Here is a 20,063-nt window from a genome sequence, read left to right as displayed (position 1 = left end):
ACCATGTAAAGCGAATGACTGGGCAATTGCTCCCCAAAATCACCTTTGAAGTACCCGAATTGCGGTTTGTTTGCAGAACTAAAGGACAGGGTAGTACATTTTTACACAGAAAATAGACAGTCTCATTCTAGCCTCTTAGCGGACTTTTTCTCATGATTCGAAGGGTTAACGGACATTTCGGGCGCTTAGGACGCTCAAACGACTCTGGTTCACTCGATTCTACTCTCTAAGCAGCCAAAATGTCCGTTACAATTCTGGCTCATCCAAAGGCGGCCCGTAAGGAGACATAATGTCCGTTGGACCAACTACTTACTAAATAAGAATATTCAGAACATCACGCTCGGCTGTAACGTAATCTCAAACGCCCGGCCCCATTTGAAATTCGGATCATTCAGCTCTAAGTCTGCACCCGTATAGGCGGCCAGAGTCCAGGTTGAGCCATGAATTTGCTTCACGTTAGCCGCTGCCGAGGTGCTGTCGGCTCCAACGAAGGCCTTCCTGCTCGCCAGAGCCGGAGTATGAGCTTGCATCTGCTCTCGCAGCATCGTAAGCAAATGGCTGTAATCCTCCGGTGAATTAAAGAGCAGCATATGCTGGTCCGCAAAATTCTGAGGTATGTTGCTGTATCGGGCATGGCTTCTGGAATACGCTCTGATCTCGGCGATCGTCACCGCCTTATAGTAGTAATCCTTCAAGAAGCGCTTGAACAATAGGGACCCGTGGGCCTGAAGTGCCTTCTCCAAAGCAGATTCTTGCGTCTCCGTAACGAGGAAGGCATATCTCGCTTGAGCCATGCCCAAGGCGATGCCGATCTTGTTACCCGCGGTGTTCCAGCCGCTATAGCCCAGAAGCCGCCCGGTTACAGGTTGCTCCAGCAGAGCATCTGTCACGGCGGCATTCGCCGCCCCTTGTCCCACAAAATCAATGGCAAGCGTGGCCTGCGAATTATCGCCGTTGGTTTGTATTCGGTGAACGGCGTTGCTTGCTTCATCAGCGCCCGTAATGGCGATAATCTCGATGTCCGGTGCTTCGGCCACGTGCCTGCCACCGACCATATCGATGTGGCGAAGCAGATTATCATGTACACTCATGTATTCATATGGGTTGATGATTGTGGAGCCGTCCGGACCGTAATATTGAATCGAGAATCGTTGCTTTCCTCCATTTCGATACAATTGATTCGCCATTCGGGCGACGAGAGCGTGGCCTAATCCATCCGCATCCGGCAGAATGACAGCGCGGTCCGGATTTTGTCCGCCCCGTCCATCCAGCGCATGATCAATAAATTGTTCCACGAAGCGGATTTCGTTGATTTGTACCCCCTGCGTGTTGGCATCGTCCACACCAATAGCGAGAAAATCGATAAACCCTGGACGGGTTAACTGATCGAGAATGTAATGATTGGTTTTAAACTTATGCCGCCGGGTGTTGTAATACGCCTCTTTATCAAAATGGGTTGTGCTTCCGTAAGGCTCACCCGTGTCTGAAATGTTGTAGTCTGACAGAATATCGTCAAAGCGGGTGCATGAGCGGCGCGGCCGCCCCATCAACTCACGGGATTCCACATATGCGTCATAAGTCAAGCCTTCCACATAAGTCGTGGTAGCCAGTCTCATGATGGTATCGAGAACATACACAGGCTTGCTTGGGTATCGCTGCTTAATCCGGCGAATGACATCGAGCAGACGGGTTACCGATCGATCATAGTCTGGATAATCACCGCTATCGCATTCACGCAGGCGTCTACTGCCGATGAGGCCCCCGTAAGCCAGCATATCCGTAGAGATAATAAATCCATCCACCGATGCCGCACGGTCTAGAATGAACTGCCGAAGGTTTGCCGTGTTCCCATAGATCGGTTTGCGGGTGCCAAGAATTTCGGAGCCTGAGGTGATAGCCACGGTGTCCAGGCCATTTCGGAGGTCTGCGCTGCTTGGGGTAATCAAGTTCAAACCGGCCGAGCAGCCTTGTCTGACAACATCATCCAAATTGACGGGACGATCATCCAGAGGGACATACAATACGTTTTTCATGTGCTGTTTCTCCTTTCAAGTTGGTTGGCCCTGATGAAGGCCTTCACTTATAAAGATGTTTTTACCCACTTAAAAACAACCTGCTCTCCAAATTTATTTCATCTCCGCTTAAAACAGCACTAATATCCCGATAACAAACGGCCCATATAGTGAAAGGTATAGACGTCTAGACCATTAAAGGGAAGGAGGTTATTTGAACACTTGAACAGGCTAAGGGCAATGCCCAAATATGGTTTGCTGGCTCTGGTATTAACGGTGACATTGTTCCCGATCTATTGGATGCTCGTTATGGCGATGCAGCGGTCGGCGGATGTGCTCACTGACGTCACGCTTTGGCCGAAATCCATCACCTTGGAGCACTTCATCAACATTTTTGCAGAGGATCATTACTTCATTCCATTTATCAATAGCTTTATAGTGACGGCGGTGTCCTTGCTCATTGTGCTGGCTTTTGGGCTATCGAGCGCCTATGTACTGGGGAGAAAAGCCTTTCGGGTCCCGTTCAAGCGAACGCTGCTCATTTGGATTTTGCTAGTCCGGGTGCTTCCGCCTATCGCCTTCGCGCTCCCGCTTTACATACTAATGAATGATGCCGGATTGCTGAATACGAAGATTCCGGTCATCCTGGCGCATGTGCTGGTAAATCTACCCTTTGTCATCTGGTTTATGGTGACCTTCTTTTATACCGTGCCGGAGGAGATTGAAGAAAGTGCCAGGATTGACGGAGCTTCCGATTTTCTTGTGTTCTATAAGGTGGTATTGCCCCTGGTATTGCCGGGGATTGCCGCAGTGACCATTCTATCGTTTATGGATTCATGGAATGAGTATTTGTACAGCGTTATTTTCATTCAAAGTCCGGGTGACTTCACCATTCCGCTCAAGTTAGCCACCTTGAACAGTGAACAGGAACTGACGGAGTGGGGAAAAGTTGCGAGCGGTGGAATTGTATCCATGGTGCCGGTGATTTTGACAGCGGTATTTATGCAGAAGCATTTAATGAGCGGCCTTACGGCCGGTGCGATTAAAGAATAGGAGGATGAGAGAAATGAAGAAAAGTTTAGGAATCGTGCTTAGTGCCGTTATGGCGGTTGGTCTGCTCGCCGGATGTCAGTCTGGCGGATCGGACAAGCTGGTGATCGCAGCAAGGGGCGGTTCGCATGTCACGGCGATGGAAGCGGTGAAGGGAGCGTTTGAACAGGAGCATAACGTCACCGTTGAAATTGTTGGACTGGAAGCAGCGGACCTGAAGCAAAAGGTATCTCTGGACGCCAAGAACAAGAAGGGCGCTTACGACCTGATTATGGCTGATGATCCGTGGATGCCTGAATTCAGTGAAGCTGGTCTATTCGCTAATCTGTCTGAGCTGGATGTAGAGGCGGATGCCGATTTTGAGGAATCCTCACTGGCTCTTGGCAAACATCCTTACGACACCGGGGAACTGTATGCCCTGCCGTTTGCGGGCAATGTTCAATTGTTCTTCTATAACAAGGAACTGTTCAACAAGCACGGCTATAACGTGCCAGGAAGCTGGGAGGAAGTGCTGAATATGGCTGAGGAAGCCCATGCGGCAGATGGTGTCGCAGGTTACGTTATTCGCGGCCAACAGGGCAACCCGATCGTTTCCGATTTCCTGCCTATCTTCTGGGCTTACGGCGGACAAGTCTTTGACGAGAACTGGAAAGCAGAAGTGAATTCCGAGGCAGGGCGTGATGCGCTGAATACTTATATCCGTCTGCTGGCTGTGGGCGAGAATTACGAGACGACGGACATCGTCAGCTCCTTAGCGGAAGGACGCGGGGCGATGGCACTAGGCTGGCCTTCGTGGTTCATCTCTGGAGAGACGGCCCAAGCGGACTATGCCCCCATTCCATCCAAAGCAACCGCTAGTGGAGAATCGATGTCCACCGGGATGATCGGGAACTGGATGATGGGTGTGGCAGCTAATTCCCAGAATCCAGAGCTTGCGGCCCAGTTCCTCACCTTTATTACCAGCGCGGAAAGTCAGAAGACCATGGTAGAGCATGGCGGTGTGCCTACTCGCAAGAGCGTTTATCTGGATAGTGAGCTTGCTGCCAAGTATAAGCATTTCCCGGTCCAGCTTGAAGCTCTGCAAAATTCGCAAGCCCGGCCCAGAACACCAAAATGGTCTTTGGCAGAAGAAGCGCTTGGAGCCGAATTGTCGGCGGCTATCGCTGGAACCAAATCGGTAGAGGATGCTTTAGCAGCAGCCAATCAAGCGATGGACCAGGTTATGCAATAAGGAGCGAAGATATTGATGGATATAAAGGAGCGGTATACCTTTGACTAGTAAGCGGCGGTTTCAAGCAGCGATGCTGGCTCCCGTCATCGTGCTCTTGATCGGTTTGACCGTGTTTCCCTTCATCTATACGGTGGCGAACAGCTTTACCGATTATTATTACCTGGCCGCGGAGTCCAAGCAGTTTGTTGGCTTAAGCAATTATATGAAGATTCTGAACGATGACCTGTTCCAGCGGGCCGTCTGGAATACAGTAAAATTTATGCTCCTGGCCGTTTCGATTGAAACGGCTCTGGGGCTCGGTATTGCGCTGCTTGTGGAGAGCATGAAGCGGGGCCTGCGGCTGCTGAGAGTGACATTGCTATTGCCGTCCCTGCTGCCGCCGGTTACGGTGGCGCTGGTGTGGCAAATGATGCTCAGCAATCATAACGGGATCATTAACCACTTGCTGTCGATTTTCGGCATGGGTCCCTTTAATTTCCTGATGGATATTAGGCTGGCCTTTAATGCGATTTTGCTCATCGATATTTGGCAATGGACTCCGTTTGCGTTCTTGCTGCTATATGCTGCATTGCAAGCCATCCCCAGGTCGCAATATGAGGCGGCAAGGGTGGATGGAGCAGGCGGGTGGAAGGTATTCGCTCATATTACATTGCCCCACTTATGGCCGGGCTTGCTGCTTGTCGTGCTGCTGCGGACGATCGATACCTTCCGGTTGTTCGACAAAGTCAACATTTTGACAGGCGGAGGGCCTGCCAACTCGACCACGACAGTTACGCAATATATTTACCGGCATGGGGTGTACAATTTGCAGTTTGGATATAGCGCTGCGGCTTCCATCATTATGGTGCTGCTCGTGCTGGCCTTCTCCATCGCTTATATCCTGCGTTCCATTCGGGGAAGCCAGTAACAAGGAGTACAAATATCCAAAGCTCTTGGAAGCTTTACAGAGAGAACTATTGGAACCCAAGGAAATTTGAAGGAATCGGGGACGAACCTATTGATTGGCTACCAACACATCAAACAAGAGATCGAGAAAATGATCGACAACCGGTTATGGAAAGTAGGGCAAAGACTGCCCTCTGAATACGAATTGGCGAAGTATTTCAATGTAAGTCGAGAAACGCTGCGCGCCGCCATCAAGCTGCTGGAGCAGGAGGGCAAGCTGTTGGTGAAGCATGGCATTGGCACCTTTGTCATTAAGCCCCTGCCCGTCATTCCAAGCCGTCTGGAGGTCCTTCAGAGCACGGGTACGATGATTAAGCTAGCCGGGCTGACCGAGGCGGATACAAAAGAAATGATCGGGGAGGTGGTGTGCAAAAAAGAATGGGCCGATGCTTTGAATATTGCGGAGGATTCCAGTGTAGTGAAGCTGGAGCGGGTTCGTTATGCCGATGGAGAGGCGGTCGCTTACTCCATTAACATTATGCCGAAGGAATTGGTGGAAGACGCCTTCGAGCGTGTGAATTTCTCCGGATCTTTATTTGGATTTCTGGAGGAGACCTGCAAGATTCACATTGCCAGAGCCGATACGGAGTTGCTGGTACCTCTCAAGCAGGATAAGTATGTCAGACGGTTGCAGATGGATGAGGAAGTCGACACCCCCGTTATTTTAATGAAGCAATTGCACTATGACGAGCGGAACCGGGAAGTCTTGTATTCATTTGACTATTTGAGAAATGATATTTTCAATTTCTGGATTCGCAGGGAACGGAAATGACAACCTTTTAATCCGAAGGAGTGGTTATCATGAGCAAGCAGCTAATTTGGGGAAGGGCGGCATTAACGGCGTTCATGGGGGCAGTTCTCTTATGGTCTCCGATTTCGGCCGGCGTTATGGCGGAAGCCCCCCTTTCGATCAACTCCAACTCGTATAAGGCATTTCATGATACTTATGATGAACAAGACCCGGACCGCAAGTTTCTTCGAGCGCTGGATACCCGTTTCTACAATGTGGAACTTGATATCATGGTCGACTCTGGCCATAGCACTTACTCCGGTCCGCAATATCCCGACTATTTGCAAGGCCAGATCAAATTGTACGTTAAGCACGATGCTGCTGCACAGCCGAATACACGGAATCTTTATCAATATTTCGAAGAGGTTGTAGCCCAGATTGAGCGTAATGGTGGAAGCGTACATGGTGATGGGCAGAGTATCGTTATCAATCTGGATATGAAGACTGCTAACAATCCTGATTATGCGCAAATTGCCCGCTCGCTGCAAGCGATACTGGAGCATTATGACGCGCTGATGACCTCCGGGAATGTTGGGGATGCGGGCAGCTTTACCGAACATGCTATCACCGTTTGCCTTTCCGGCTCTGAGGGTTTGAAGAGTGCTTATTTTGATTATATCTCCGGCACGACGGGTAAACTGCTGGCCTTCAAGGACGAGGTGTACAGTTTGACGGACGGGCGGCGGGGGAATCCTGCTGATTATTTTCCAAACGATGCGGATATCTATCATCGCTTCTACGCTATCCACTGGAAGCATATTGAGAGCGGCTTCGACCTGCTAACTCCAGGGAACTGGTCTCAGGATGAGGAGGAACGTTTGGAGGAGATGCTGCGGATGGCCACGGACAAAGGATATACACTCCGCTTCTACAGCTTGAACGGCAATGAGGGGGCTTGGCACTATAAGTTCCCGAATGGCGATGGGGATGCTGCACAGCGCTGGACACAATTTGCTTATATGAATCATAAGCTGGGTACCCGTCACTTCGTATCCACAGATTCCTATGAAGCGATAACCAAGGTGTTCGACCGCTTCCTTGTGCCTCTAAGAGATTATAATCATAGGGTCGAAAAGGCAGGAGGCACGCAAAGCGGCACTGATGTCTCCGTCTCCTTAACGAGCGACAATCGCGTGGTCGAGGTACACAAGGCGGAAGGGCTGCTGAACAATAACCTGTGGTACTCTGTCGGCAGCATTCAGGACGATGGATATATCCAGTGGTTGACGAACAAGCGGATTGATCCAAACGGCAGCAGCAAGAACGGTATTCAGCCGCATAGTGATGTGACTGAGGTTAACGGCCAGCACATCGTAGTGCAAGTGAATCAAACGGATGGGACTGGCTCAGGTTTATGGGCTAATATCGGGCGACTGGAAGCGGACTCAACGATGACATGGATGACTAATGAGCGCATTGCCATAGGCGGCCAGCACACCGAGGGCTCCTGGCCTCATGTGGCAATCGACGGTGATCGTATCGTACTCGTTTACCTGAACGGGGGCAAGCTGCAATATCAGGCAGGATTGATCAACCCGGACAACTACCAAATCGCGTGGCAGCATACAGGCTCCATCCTTGATCAAAGAGCGGAAAGACCGGATGTTGCTTTCCAGAATGATCAGCTTGTCGTGGCCTATCAGAATAATGGGCGCCTGAACTACACACTGGGTACCTGGAATGAAGATGGTTCAATAACCTGGGGAACGACAGGAGATATGCAAGGGCAAAATGGTAATGATCCGACGGTTGCATTCGTAGGCAACGATAAGGTCATTGAGCTGCATACCAGTGAGAACACCGGCTTGATTTGGTACAACATTGGCGAAATTCGGGGAAATGCGATCGAATGGGTTCACAATTATATTTGGGATTCTGGAAGCTCCTCCAAGCCAAGCGTAGATTATCAAGCATCAAGCAACACATTGATCGATCTTCATAAGGCAGGAACGAATGATGCGTTATGGTATAACAGCGGCAAAATTCATATGCCCTAACCTGAGACGGGTGCTATTCTAGCTGTAGAGATGCATATGAAGGAGCCTGGCCTAATGTTGATTGCCCCGCAGGGATGAATGATGGGAGAGCATGTTTTTAATGAAGCGGCGTTAACACCGTTTTGTTAGGCATGTATTCTAAATTCAATTACAGGGTATGCAGACAGCCATGGTGACGACCACGACCACTATTCTGCGGATACCTGACGGTATCCGTTTTTTAATGGAGGAAAAAACCGCATCTCTTCACTTTTACGCTTAGTCTGCTATCCTCTTAAATGATGAACGGAGGAAATTACATTGGGCAGAGCAACATTGGAAAAAGAAATTTTGAGCTGCTTGCAGATCAACAAGATGATTATCGACAATTCTCTATTTGATAAGGAACAGCTTAAGCAAGCATTGGCGGAGGTGTTGGTCAAGTGAACCTATTCCAAGGTAATAGGGTTAAGTTAACAGCATTAACGGAACAAGATGCGGAGATTTACGCAGACTGGAGCAACGACTCTGAGTATCTTCGCAACCTGGATACGGATTATGCTCGTCCACGTAGCGCTGAAGGGTATAAATCGGATATTCAAGCCACGATTTCGGATCTTACACAAATGGAATTTGGCATTAGGCAAGCTTGGGAAGAAACTGAAGAAAAAGGATGCTTTTGAACTCGCGCCAGAACTGTTAGATGATTATACAAAATCAATAAGAGATGGAAGTAGATATGGACCGGATTTTAAACCAGCCGTGGCGAGTGTTGCAGTTGATGCTACTAAAACGTCTCGGAATCTATCAAAATAATCCAAGTATTGTGAACATTGAACTGAAGAGTCCAAATGAATATGTAGAATTCTATAGGCAAAAGTTAACTGATGACTATATAGATGAACTAGTGGCTTATAATCCATCATATTTTTCAGGAAAGAATATAAAATCCGTTAAAGAAGAGATGGGGAAATTAAGAGATTTAATTCAAAAGTCAAAAGATGAGGCAGCTTCTAAGGGGAAATATTTCAAGAATAATGAGTTAGAACCGAGCATGCAAAAGAACTGGCTTGTGGAAAATTGTGCTGAGGTATGGGCGGTTAGAGATGCTATTCTCCAAGGTGCAAAAATTAAAAATCTTGTGTTGAGATCCGTAACTGTTGGTACGGGGCTTGTTAAAGCCTTTTGTAATAATAATTGTAGAATAATGTTTGAAGATTTTATGAACTCAATGGATTAGGAGAGATTTAGTTGAACATAAGCAATGAAACTTTGAAGATTTTAACTGATTCAGGATGGTATGAAGGAAGGAAAATTGATATAAAAGAATTCAAAAATAATTTAGAGGAAAATGGTTATACCGTTTTTCAATCAGTAAAGGATTTTATTGAAGAATTTGGAGATTTAGTTTTAAAGGACACTATAAATGAAGAAGTTCATGATACAAGTGTGAAGTTTACTAGTTACTATGCTAACGGTAGTTTCAAATCAGAGGAAAATTATGCTCAAGAAAGATTAGTTCCTGTAGGGAAAATTGACAGTGATTATTTGATATTGTTTGTTTCTGAAAGTGGAAAAGTGTATTGTAGTACTGGAAAACTGGGGGACTCTGCGATGGAAGCATGGGAGAATTTAATTAGTGGCAATGGGGGAACTCCGTGGGGGGAATCTTAGTTTACACTGTGTAAACTAGCTAGCTATTTAATTAATTTTTTTATTAGACGGATTGTAATATGAAGTATGACATCTACCGGGATAATTGGTAAATTATCAAGCTAAGCGTGAAATCTTTCAGGAGATGTAATATTGACTTTCCCCATCCCGAAAATGTTTTGTTGAGTTTCGTATCTTTAGTCTTTCTTTTGAGCTAAAAAGCCTATTTCAACTCAAATGAGATGAAGTAATATTTGTAGCTAGAACAAGTCCCGCGCTGTGTGGATCACCAAAGTATAAATAAGAAAGATGAGAGGCTTTTAGGACTTTACGCAACCACAAGTAGCTATCTGTCACATATACAGCCTAACGCTCATGAACAAGATAGCCAAGTGTTACAGCATATTCTAAATCCTTCTCATCATAGGGACCTAAAACAATACAAATACTTTGTATCACGAGGAAGTCACCTTTCTATAAAAAATAGGAATAAATATGCTCACTGTACGTATAAGCGTACGTCATCTAATTGAATTAGATCGTACGCTTACGAGTACAGTCAACGCATAAATGGAATGGGGGATTGAAAATGAAACAAGTGAGGATAACCCTTGGGAATCTGTTAGAGCAAAGAGGAATGAGCATCAGCGGTATTCAAAGGTTAAGAAATGAAGGATTGAAGCTGAAAGATGTTAAACAGTTACTTGATATTTTTGAAAGGTAAGGAGGATACAAAATGTCCTATACACATATTATGGAAATTGGCTATAGCAAGAGCCATGACAAACTAGGATGTATTATTGTAGGGGGAGCTGACCCAATATTTTCCTCAAATAACACGAAGCTGCCTTATCTTGTGGATAAATATATTATGGTTAAAACTACAAACGAAGAATTGCAATTTAAAGTGAAGAAGATGAATGTTTCAACTTCTATATCTGGGATGATCAATATTGGAATTACTATTTATGATTCAGAAGATTTTTCAAAGATTAAAACTGGAAATCATGTTTTTGTTTTATTGGATGATAATCAAAGTGCAGAATTATAAAAGCTATATGGCGGATTGTAAAAAACTTATCGCGACAGTTTTTGGACAAATGTTTTGTGTACAGAGTTGCCGACTTAATGTATGCATATAATTTGCTAAGGCCTAAGCTAACTCATAGTCGAATTGGCTATAGGCTTTTTTTCTGTTCGATTCTGTTGCCTATGCGTTGAATGGGCTAAAGGAAAGTTTCTAGGAGCGGTAAGTGGTGCCATCTTCGGACCTGGAGCCGCCATCGGAACAGCGTTTGCCCTTAAGGTGGGTATGGCCGGGGCGGAAGGCGCGTTCAGTAGCATTATGGATCAGGTGCTGCGCGGGGAGAAGATTAACTGGAAGACCGTAGCGATGGATGCCGGGATTGGTATGGTGACCTTAGGCGTGCTGGATAACAAGTATGCCAAGAAGCTGGGCAGTTTTATTGGGAAGATTGGAAATAAGATCAGCCCCGCTTCCATTAAGTCCGGGATATCGAAGGGTATGGATAAAGCGGCAGTAGGATACCAGAAGGCGCTGGAGAAGCTCAGTGATGCAGGCAGTGTGCTTGGGAAGAAGATGAAAGGCTTCCCTAAGGTACTGGATGTACCCTTTGATGGGAATAGTAAGTCAGGAGCAGATAAAGGGATCGAAAGAGGTTTTGATCCACCAACATTTTACTCTGTTATAAATGAATCTGGTGGAACTGTGCATGTATCTACTGATAAAATACTACAGAAGCATTTTTCTAGTATTCTTGACGAAGCAAATAGGAAAATTAATCTGTTAACTGGGGCACATGGCACAATAGATGGCACTCTTATTCGTGAACCCCAAATTTTTCGATGAGGATTTAGCGAGATGGGGAGATCATGCCAATGTTAATATATTTGATATTAATGATATACCGAAAGAAAAATTAAGTGAAATAGTAAATGGTGAAGGCACGATTATTTGTGCATGGTGTTATAGTGAACGCTCGAAGAATATATTAAAAGCTATGGATTTGATTGATTAATATATTAAATGAAATGGAGAGTTATAGATGACTGAGTATTATAAAGATTTAACTTATTATTCTCTTCATCATTTTGAAAATGCGCAAAATATTGGATGGATAAATGAAGTGAATGAACACAATAAGGGAGGTGTTCCAAGTGAATTTATCGATAATTTATGGTTGTATGTTAAAAGACCATTTAATGAAATCAGAGGAAATTTGAATTGTTGCCTGTGTAATGGTGAGAAGGTTCATTTTCCTACATTAACGGATTCAGTGGAGCTTTCCAAACTAGGATTATCAGAAATTCGAGTGATTAGTGAGACCGGCGAACAGAAATATGCTGCTCCCAGTATAATGCTTCATTATATAAGTGAGCATGGCTATTGCCCTCCAGAGGAATTTATAAAGGCTGTAATTAACGGACCTAAACCAGGATCTAGTGAATATCAAGCATATGAAGAACGTTACAATATTGAGTCTTTATGGGGAGAATCAGATGAAACAGTAATTATATCTGAGAAATTAAGAATCGGCGCCTTGAATAATAACAGAAGTTTAATACATGATAATTCTACTTACTGCGACATCATTACAAGAGATGGCTCATTATTAAATGTTGCAATTAAATCAAAACATATAGAATTGGCCAAGGATTTGATTTTGTTGGGAGCTGATTTGAATAAGTTCAGCGGAATTGAGTTGAATAATGCAGTTTTTGAGTTAGAGAATGAAGTTGTACAATTGTTGTTATCACATAAAATTATGATAAATGTAAGTACACCAAAACTAAATCCACTTTTTACTGCTATTCGTAAAGGCAACTATGAAGCATCTAAGCTTCTGTTGGAGAACGGGATAAATGCTAATCTAAAATATACGAATGAATTCATGAAAAATATGGACGCTTATACTCTTGCAAAACACTCAAATCGAGAGCAAATTGTTGATTTACTTAAGGAATATTTTTGAAAAAAAGACTTTGACATCAAAAAAGCTTTTCCTACTTAAGACTGTGAGTATGGAAAAAGCTTTTTGTATAATGAAGGCAGAAAATGTTTATTCTGTTTTATATACTATAAGAAATACTAATGATGGTTTTTACTATTATGCCAGTGAATCAATGGGCTTGGTCCCGCTAGAGTCAGTAACATTTCTTGGTGACGACGACATTGAACGGAGTATTGATGAAGCTTCGTTAAGTCATTCACTAAGTTATATTGAAGGATTAAGGATAAAATTAAGATAAAAGGAAATGATGAGATGTCATTAGACAAATATGAGAAAATGACAAGTGAAGAGTTTAAAAATTTAAGTGATGAAGAATTTAATGAATATTTAAAATTGAAGAAAGAAGATATTCCAAGACATTATCGTAAATTAGAGGAAATTACAATAGAAACAGTATTAGCACCAATGGAAGTTATTAAAATAGCCAAACAGTACCATCAAGAAAATGAATTGGAAGGCACGATTAATGAACAAATAGAAAATTTGTTTTTTGATGAAGCCTATACGTTTAAAGTAGATCCAGAAAATAGAGAGAATGATGATATTCGACCTGCTTGGAGAGTTAATGTAGATTTACAACCAAATCCTTTTTTGTTTGAAGAGTATACTTTAATTGTATCGGACCGAGATAAAGCAGTAATGGGTATGTTAGACCCTAACGGACATCCGGTAACACAAAGCTAAGTGAGTTATTTTTGCAAAATGCTATGCGAATGAATATTCATATTCATTTTCCGAAAATTTGTTTCGATTCAATCATTCAAAGAAGCTTATCCCAGAGAGTTGGGATAAGCTTTTTTGCGCTCATTAAACAAAATACTTATGCACCCTACCTCCAAAAGAAAGGAGCATGAATCGGATGGGAGAGGCGTGAGTGCATCGTATACGCTGGATATCGAGAAGCGCAAGCGGACTTTTTCAGAGGAGCAGCAGACATGTAGCGCCTTGATCGGGAAAGTGCTGCAGGCCTATCCGGGCAGTGATATGATCTATTACACCGGGGGCGGCGAGGCGGTCGGGGAGCCGATTTTGCAATATGAGGAGACGGATTGGGAGCTGTTGCAGCGTCTGGCGAGCCGCTTACAAGCAGTTGTGGTCTGTGATATATTGGAAGGAAGCAGCATGTCTCAAGCTGCACTTTGGCATGGGAGCTGCCGCAGGATGTAAAGACAGAGAACCTTTTAACTAATAATAAGGTTGTGATACCTATGTATAGAATGAAGGTCGATAATAAATATGGTTTTATTGATAGGATTGGGCGCTACATTATTGAACCTCAATACAAAGATGCTTACGATTTTAGCGATGGACTTGCTTGGGTACGGACATTCGATGGCAAGAAGGGATATATAAATAAAGATAACAAGATGATAATAGAAGTAGAAGCTGATTTTTATGGGGATTTTCATAACGGTTTAGCTCAGATATCTAAAAATGGAACTGATTATTGTATTGATAAATATGGAGAAGTTGTTACCTTGCCATTATATAACAAGATTCATGGGATTAATGCAGACCAAACGATCGTTGTTGAAGTAGATGAAAAAATGGGGCTGATTAATCATATCAATGAGTATATTATTCGTCCTGAATGGGATTACTTAGGGACGATTTCAGAAGGCTTAGCAGCTGTAAGAAAAGACGGGAAAGTTGGCTTCATAAATGTTATGGGTACTATGGCTATTGAACCTGTGTTTCACTCCGCTAGTCCATTTTCTGAAGGTCTTGCTGTAGCTACTCTCGATGGGGAACATTATGGATTTATCGACTCAACTGGTGCATTTGTTATTGAACCAAAATACTATCAGTTGAAAGGATTTAGTGAGGGACTCGCAGGGTTTAGATTAAAAAGTGGGGGGAAATGGGGGTACTTGAATTTTTTAGGTGGGGTAGTGATCAAGCCCCAATTTCAAAGTATTGAACCATTTTATGGTGGTTTAGCAGATGTGGTGAATAAAGACAAAACAGGTTTTATTAATCAAAAGGGAAAGTACGTTATTAATAATGTGTTTTTGACAGCTAAGTCCTTTCGGGATGGCCTGGCATATGTGAATTACAACGGGGAATGGGGATACCTTGATCAGAGAGGCCGTTGGATATTGAAGCCGAGGGGATTTGATCTTTGGTAACAGGGAGTGCTTACATGAATAGGTCTCAACTTACTGCATTGGAAGCCATAAATATTGCACATGAGTACATCAACGAGCGCAACAAGTACTTTGTTCCTTGGACAATTCAAAGTGACATAAACAAATCTATTCAGTATTATGAGAAGTTTTTTGCATTGCATGGTGGTGCTTGGGTTGTTGAGATCGATTTTGTGGATTTTGATAAATTATTAGTTATTTCTGATGAAGAAAAAGGCATTTCTTTTCTAATATTCGGAATTAAAAGAAGTAAATTATCTGAAATAAATACTCTATTAACTATAGAGCGAGTACTTGAAATTTCTCGAAATTATAAATGATGAGTATCAAATAGAGGGAGTAATCAACTTCAATCATGGGGAGTCAATAGCTTTTTATGAGAGATTTGAAGGTGTTGAGGGATACACTTGGGCTGTTAACATGAAAGTACCACCTTCGCCTTTTGGTGGAGGAGATACGGTGAGTCTGATTCTTTCTGATGAACAAGCATGTGTTGCATATATGTTTGATCCATCGGGTTATCAGGTCGCACCCCATCTAGATGATGAATAAGAGTAGATAGGTAATGTTGTCGATATGGACTGGAGAAAATCTATGCTAACCTAGTAGGAGCTTGCGATGATAAATTCAAAAAAGTTTGAAGTAGCATTTAAAAGATACATAAATAATTTTGTCGAAGGAATTAAATTTGAAGATGTTAAAGAAAAATATAATATAAGTAGAAGCAAGATTGAGAAAATTATTGATCAAAATGATACAGAAAAGGACCACATATTGTTAATAAATCTAAGCAAAATCTTCTCGTACTATTTATCACTGTGGAAAAAGAATGTACTAATTGATCATAAAAACAGTACGGAAGAATTAAAGCAGATGCAGAAGGTTGTATTTTACCAATGCATGGCGCAGAAGCTTTATACAATTAAGTATCCTGAAATGATATTGCTATACTCGTTTAGAGAAGTCGTGATAACATTAATCCATTTTGCTATGTATGGCTGGGAAAAGGAAGAAGCTATATTATATGATTTTATGTCTCATCATTTCGGCGAACATTTAATAAATGCCAATGAAGAGAACAGGCATATTTGGTTTTTGTTAGAGCTGTACTTACAGCATAAAAATAAAACAATCATGGGAACTAATAAAGGGTTGTATTTAACGGTTAGAAGGAAGCTAAAAGAAGCGAATTTACGATTTGGCTCAATCCCGGAAGACCTGGACATCTATGATGAAGTATTGAAGCATTGGACGACTGATCATATAGAGGAAATAGAACAATTAATTTCAAAAATGTCCCGGTTTCATTCTGTGTTAGCTTCTGAAATTGGACAGCTAGGTGAATTTGGCGATTTTAGATACGGATTTTATCCTTTTGAAATCTTATTCCTACTTCATGTTAGGAGAAAACAAGGATTACCAGTGCCTAATAAGCTGGACAATTTACTAATGAATACTCCAGAAGCTAAAGTGATGTTTGGAGATCGAGAGCCATATCCTGCATGGGACCCGGTGCTTAAACAGATTGATCAATTTTATCGTAAAAACTACCCTGAATATATTCCTAACAAGCATGGGGAGTTGTTTCAATAAAAGGGAGGAAACTGCATGGCAGATCCTAGGATAGCGCAGCTTATATTCCCCTAAAATCCCAAACGAGGTGTAAGGTATGCAATCAAGCGAAGCATTTCATGCTGTTTGTGAACGGATTTCTTCAAAGTATACAAGTAACGGTTGGAAGTATGCAAAATCTAGGCACTGGCTTACCAAGAAAGATAAAAATCTAACATATAAGATTTATTTCTATACGAACTGGAATAATGTGTCTGATAGGAATGTAGGTTTCTACGGAGAAAGTGCTATTATTTTGAATAAATCAAAAAATAAAATCTTTCATATCAATACTCATGAATGCAATATCCCGGAGGGCAAACTTTACTGGAATGTTGCAGACCAGGAAAGCTGGAGTCGAGCCATAGCAGAGTTTACTGCTTGGTTAGATGAGGTATTTATGCCCATTGTTCATGAATGCACAAACAATCTGGAGAACTTTATTCGTCAAGTTGTTGCAGAAGGCTTTTATCCTTTAGGTGGGTATAAAATAGATATTCATTTTATTTTGCTGTATGGTTCAAGGGAATTAGCGGAAGAGGCAACGAAAAGATTGTATGAGAGTCTGGAAGAACCAATCAAGCATGAATTCAAAAAGAATTATGAAAGTATGATACAGGGCAACGATCCAGTCAGTGCCTATGGTAGAAACATGATGAGAAATTACTCCAACTTTAGGACAATAATTGAAAATAAAATAATTGTAAATTTATAGTTCCAGATAGCTGTTAAATGGAAGACGAGAACATATAAATTTTAGGCAAGAAGGAGGAGTAGTGTGAGTACTATTGGAAACAAAATTTCTGCTATTAAAAAAATGCGATTTTTAGATCATGAAGATTATGAGATCGAAGACATCGTGAGATTATTAAATGAAGTAGGAGAGTCAGCAGATAATAACTCCATCATTGCATTGTGTGAACTTTTCCATGATGAGATATTTGAACCAGCAATTATCAGCGATTTAATGGAAACTATATTCTATATTGCTCAACGCCATGGGATCAGGGAAGGGTTATTGAAAGTCATTGAAGGAATGGAAACCATGAAGCCACATGCGCAAAAGTGTATGGAGAGACTGTTTAAGAGTATTATTGACTCAAGGAATTTAAGACAACCCTTTATAGATATACTTAGTCTGATCTCACCGTCCAAAAAAGAAGAAGTAGTCCAATTATTGAAAAATATTATTGAAAAACAATCAAAAGATTATCAAGATAAGCATAAAGCTTTTATTGATAATATGGAACAGAAGATTCACTATTTAAGGAAATTTGATACAAGTGCTAATTTAATAACCATTAAGGACCTAGATGAAAGTAAACAAAAATTGATACCAGATTCTTGGCATAGACTTTTTAGGGAGCAAGACATTAGAGTAAGAATCGATATGCTTCTGGAGATTTGGAAAAAATATGTTGGAAGGGAACTGAGCAATTTAATATTATATTTGACTGAAAATATTGATGATATTGAATTATTGGAAATAGAAGATAGTGATTCAAAAAGATATTCAATTCTATACACTATAAAAAAACCAAATGGTGGGGTAACCTACTATGAAGGGCGAAACCCGCAAGAAGAATTTCATAATGATGAATTGGAACAGAATTGGGATAAGATTCCTGTAACCATTCAACAATTTTATGAAAATGTTCATAATGGATTTTATTATTATGCAAGTGTATCGATGGGGTTAGTACCCTTGGAATTTGTAACATTTCTAGGTGATGATGATTTGGATTGGAGTATTATCGACGATCTTAAAGAACCTATTCAAATCGATTTAAACACCTCGTTTGGATTTTTTAGTAACGGAATGGGTTCTTATATAGCTATTGATTACAACAACTGTAATAATCGGAATGCAACTTTTTGGTCAGCAAAATTGCAACCTAGATATAATATTCATTTTTGGGATCACGTTGATGAATGGATTGTTATTGGCTTTGAGTAATACGTAGAATTGCACAATGCGAGTTCCATTCGTATTGTGTTTTTTTCTAAATATCCAAAAATATAGGTTTGGAGGTAGTTAAAATATGAATGGCTAGTCAAAGAAGCGAAAGAGATGAAATACTCTTGAAAATATCACTTTCTATACATGAGAAAAATATTATCAAATCAATGGATATTTCAGAAATAGATCTTACTTTTGCAGATCTTTCTGAACTTATAGCTGATCAAAGTTGGATGATGTGATTTGGGCAGGTGCAAATATAACGGGGGCTAGTTTTGATGAAGGTGTGCTAGAAAAGATTCAAACTGAATTGTAGTCAAAATAGGCATTGTAATATGAAGCGCAACATCTATTGGCAATGAATAATTATTGCGGGAGGCATTACTCACTTGAAATTAGGTACCGGATACATAACCAAAAACAAGCTGTACATCATGCAGCTTGTCACGATTTTTTCAGGCTTTATTATTTTTGGCATCTCGGAAAATATTAAGGGACCAGCCATTCCGCGAATCCAGTTTGATTTCAATCTGAACGAAGAACAGCTAGGCAGCTTATTGTCCTTGAATGCACTCGGTTATCTTATTGCGTGTTCCTTTACAGCTATCCTGGTACGAAAATGGGGGATCAAGGCGACAAGTATCATGTCCTTCGCCTCCATGCTGCTCTCCGGGGTTTTCATTTTCTTGTCCCACACCTATCCGTTATTTGCCGGTTCCTATTTCCTGATGTACATTGGCAACGGCATGCTGGAAATTGCTTTGGCTATTCTGGGGGCTCGCATCTTTGTCAAAAATGTCGGTACGATGATGAACCTGTCGCACTTCTTCTATGGAATCAGTTCGACCGTTGCGCCTTTGCTGGCTACCGGTGTCATGTCCATCCAAGTCTTTGGACATACGCTGGATTGGAGGGGCATGTATCTGGTGATGCTCTCCTTATCCTTGCTTCCCATCCTGAGCGCATTGTACAGTAAGTTTCCGGGAGACGATTTGCCACTGGAGAGCCGAACCCCGTTCAAGGAGCTGACACGTGACCCGGCATTATGGTGGATGGTGCTCATCCTGTCCTTTGGCGTAGTATCCGAGCTTGCGGTTGGGGGCTGGCTGGTCAATTTCCTGGAGAAGGCGTACCATTGGGATACCGTCAAGGCATCCGGCCTATTATCGATCTTCTTCCTGCTATTCTCGGTGGGGCGGCTTGTGCTTGGCCCAGTGACGGACAAAATTGGCTTTACCCTGTCTCTGATTATATTCTCCGGTTTCTCGGCGGTATGCACATTTATCGCAATTGCCGGAGGGGAACGGTGGTCCTTCCTGTTTGCCGCCTCGGGGCTGGGTATCGCTATGATTTATCCAACGGTCATGGCCTTTATTGCCAAGCGTTATCCGCGAGGGAGCGACACGGCAATCACCTTTACCGTTACTTTGATGGGGCTTGGTAGTGTGATTGGTAATTATCTGATTGGTTTTGTGATTGAGACGGTGAAGAAAATATATGGAGAAGCGACACAGATCGGTCTCTTGCGCGGGCTACAGGCGGGTTATGCTTTTATTGGACTGTGCGCCCTTCTTTGTACGCTTTGCAGCTTTATTTTATATCGTTATCTCAAAAGACGCGGGGAACTGATTTAATCAAGCGGGATAGGAGGCGGCT

The 20,063-nt window shown here is 42.5% G+C and carries 24 protein-coding genes and 1 pseudogene; 24 read left to right on the top strand and 1 reads right to left on the bottom strand.

Annotated features, from left to right (window positions below; all coding sequences use genetic code 11):
- Positions 1 to 326: 326 nt before the first annotated feature.
- Positions 327 to 2,033, bottom strand: coding sequence for a DUF4127 family protein (locus tag KI362_RS15910; protein WP_301628518.1), 1,707 nt, complete (start codon positions 2,031 to 2,033; stop codon positions 327 to 329).
- Positions 2,034 to 2,252: 219 nt separating this feature from the next.
- Between KI362_RS15910 and KI362_RS15905 the strand changes: the two genes are divergently transcribed.
- The 24 genes and pseudogenes from KI362_RS15905 (at position 2,253) to KI362_RS15790 (ending at position 20,041) form a co-directional block, all read left to right on the top strand.
- Complete coding sequence (locus KI362_RS15905) at positions 2,253 to 3,065, top strand: carbohydrate ABC transporter permease (RefSeq protein WP_301628516.1); 813 nt, start codon at positions 2,253 to 2,255, stop codon at positions 3,063 to 3,065.
- A 13-nt stretch (positions 3,066 to 3,078) separates the two neighbouring features.
- A complete protein-coding gene (locus KI362_RS15900; RefSeq protein WP_301628514.1) occupies positions 3,079 to 4,293 on the top strand; it encodes an extracellular solute-binding protein in 1,215 nt (404 codons plus the stop codon).
- A gap of 40 nt (positions 4,294 to 4,333) precedes the next feature.
- Positions 4,334 to 5,200, top strand: coding sequence for a carbohydrate ABC transporter permease (locus KI362_RS15895; RefSeq protein ID WP_301628512.1), 867 nt, complete (start codon positions 4,334 to 4,336; stop codon positions 5,198 to 5,200).
- Positions 5,201 to 5,290: 90 nt separating this feature from the next.
- Positions 5,291 to 6,010 carry a GntR family transcriptional regulator gene (locus KI362_RS15890; RefSeq protein ID WP_301628510.1) on the top strand — a complete coding sequence of 240 codons (720 nt, stop codon included), beginning with the start codon at positions 5,291 to 5,293 and terminating at the stop codon, positions 6,008 to 6,010.
- A gap of 29 nt (positions 6,011 to 6,039) precedes the next feature.
- The gene (locus tag KI362_RS15885) at positions 6,040 to 8,025 is read left to right on the top strand and encodes a hypothetical protein (RefSeq protein ID WP_301628508.1); all 1,986 of its coding nucleotides are present in this window, start codon (positions 6,040 to 6,042) and stop codon (positions 8,023 to 8,025) included.
- Between the two features lie 422 nt (positions 8,026 to 8,447).
- Positions 8,448 to 8,687, top strand: coding sequence for a hypothetical protein (locus KI362_RS15880; protein ID WP_301628507.1), 240 nt, complete (start codon positions 8,448 to 8,450; stop codon positions 8,685 to 8,687).
- A gap of 44 nt (positions 8,688 to 8,731) precedes the next feature.
- The gene (locus KI362_RS15875; protein ID WP_301628506.1) at positions 8,732 to 9,244 is read left to right on the top strand and encodes an NAD+--asparagine ADP-ribosyltransferase; all 513 of its coding nucleotides are present in this window, start codon (positions 8,732 to 8,734) and stop codon (positions 9,242 to 9,244) included.
- A gap of 11 nt (positions 9,245 to 9,255) precedes the next feature.
- Entirely contained in the window at positions 9,256 to 9,678 is a 423-nt protein-coding gene (locus KI362_RS15870; protein ID WP_301628504.1) for an SUKH-3 domain-containing protein, read from the top strand.
- Between the two features lie 568 nt (positions 9,679 to 10,246).
- The gene (locus KI362_RS15865; RefSeq protein WP_262362720.1) at positions 10,247 to 10,381 is read left to right on the top strand and encodes a hypothetical protein; all 135 of its coding nucleotides are present in this window, start codon (positions 10,247 to 10,249) and stop codon (positions 10,379 to 10,381) included.
- A 12-nt stretch (positions 10,382 to 10,393) separates the two neighbouring features.
- Positions 10,394 to 10,708 (top strand): hypothetical protein, encoded by a 315-nt coding sequence (locus KI362_RS15860; RefSeq protein ID WP_044482387.1) that lies wholly within the window; start codon positions 10,394 to 10,396, stop codon positions 10,706 to 10,708.
- A gap of 294 nt (positions 10,709 to 11,002) precedes the next feature.
- Positions 11,003 to 11,527, top strand: coding sequence for a hypothetical protein (locus tag KI362_RS15855; protein ID WP_301628501.1), 525 nt, complete (start codon positions 11,003 to 11,005; stop codon positions 11,525 to 11,527).
- On the top strand, positions 11,505 to 11,696 hold the full coding sequence (locus KI362_RS15850; RefSeq protein WP_301628499.1) for a hypothetical protein: 192 nt from the start codon (positions 11,505 to 11,507) through the stop codon (positions 11,694 to 11,696). Before KI362_RS15855 ends, KI362_RS15850 begins: the two co-directional genes overlap by 23 nt.
- A 27-nt stretch (positions 11,697 to 11,723) precedes the next feature.
- Positions 11,724 to 12,650, top strand: a complete 927-nt coding sequence (locus KI362_RS15845; protein WP_301628498.1) for an ankyrin repeat domain-containing protein — start codon at positions 11,724 to 11,726, stop codon at positions 12,648 to 12,650.
- A 109-nt stretch (positions 12,651 to 12,759) separates the two neighbouring features.
- A pseudogene (locus tag KI362_RS15840) lies at positions 12,760 to 12,849 on the top strand (SMI1/KNR4 family protein); the annotation flags it as partial.
- A 92-nt stretch (positions 12,850 to 12,941) separates the two neighbouring features.
- A complete protein-coding gene (locus KI362_RS15835) occupies positions 12,942 to 13,373 on the top strand; it encodes a hypothetical protein (RefSeq protein WP_301628496.1) in 432 nt (143 codons plus the stop codon).
- 186 nt (positions 13,374 to 13,559) lie between these two features.
- The gene (locus KI362_RS15830; protein ID WP_049895206.1) at positions 13,560 to 13,856 is read left to right on the top strand and encodes a hypothetical protein; all 297 of its coding nucleotides are present in this window, start codon (positions 13,560 to 13,562) and stop codon (positions 13,854 to 13,856) included.
- Positions 13,829 to 14,818 carry a WG repeat-containing protein gene (locus tag KI362_RS15825; RefSeq protein ID WP_301628491.1) on the top strand — a complete coding sequence of 330 codons (990 nt, stop codon included), beginning with the start codon at positions 13,829 to 13,831 and terminating at the stop codon, positions 14,816 to 14,818. Before KI362_RS15830 ends, KI362_RS15825 begins: the two co-directional genes overlap by 28 nt.
- Positions 14,819 to 14,832: 14 nt before the next feature.
- On the top strand, positions 14,833 to 15,156 hold the full coding sequence (locus KI362_RS15820; protein ID WP_301628489.1) for a hypothetical protein: 324 nt from the start codon (positions 14,833 to 14,835) through the stop codon (positions 15,154 to 15,156).
- Positions 15,131 to 15,388, top strand: coding sequence for a hypothetical protein (locus KI362_RS15815; protein ID WP_301628487.1), 258 nt, complete (start codon positions 15,131 to 15,133; stop codon positions 15,386 to 15,388). The genes KI362_RS15820 and KI362_RS15815 overlap by 26 nt, the downstream gene beginning before the upstream one ends.
- A gap of 66 nt (positions 15,389 to 15,454) precedes the next feature.
- Positions 15,455 to 16,429, top strand: a complete 975-nt coding sequence (locus KI362_RS15810; protein ID WP_301628485.1) for a hypothetical protein — start codon at positions 15,455 to 15,457, stop codon at positions 16,427 to 16,429.
- 76 nt (positions 16,430 to 16,505) lie between these two features.
- Positions 16,506 to 17,162, top strand: coding sequence for a hypothetical protein (locus tag KI362_RS15805; protein ID WP_301628483.1), 657 nt, complete (start codon positions 16,506 to 16,508; stop codon positions 17,160 to 17,162).
- Positions 17,163 to 17,690: 528 nt separating this feature from the next.
- Complete coding sequence (locus KI362_RS15800; protein WP_301628532.1) at positions 17,691 to 18,404, top strand: SMI1/KNR4 family protein; 714 nt, start codon at positions 17,691 to 17,693, stop codon at positions 18,402 to 18,404.
- Between the two features lie 89 nt (positions 18,405 to 18,493).
- A complete protein-coding gene (locus KI362_RS15795) occupies positions 18,494 to 18,649 on the top strand; it encodes a hypothetical protein (RefSeq protein ID WP_301628481.1) in 156 nt (51 codons plus the stop codon).
- 192 nt (positions 18,650 to 18,841) lie between these two features.
- Complete coding sequence (locus tag KI362_RS15790) at positions 18,842 to 20,041, top strand: MFS transporter (protein WP_301628530.1); 1,200 nt, start codon at positions 18,842 to 18,844, stop codon at positions 20,039 to 20,041.
- The last annotated feature ends 22 nt before the right edge of the window (positions 20,042 to 20,063 follow it).

Origin of the sequence: Paenibacillus apis (assembly GCF_018333295.1) — a bacterium.
Lineage (GTDB): Bacteria > Bacillota > Bacilli > Paenibacillales > Paenibacillaceae > Fontibacillus > Fontibacillus antibioticophila.
The sequence above is the reverse complement of the archived record's forward strand: the minus strand, read 5'-3'. Positions and strand labels throughout refer to the sequence as shown.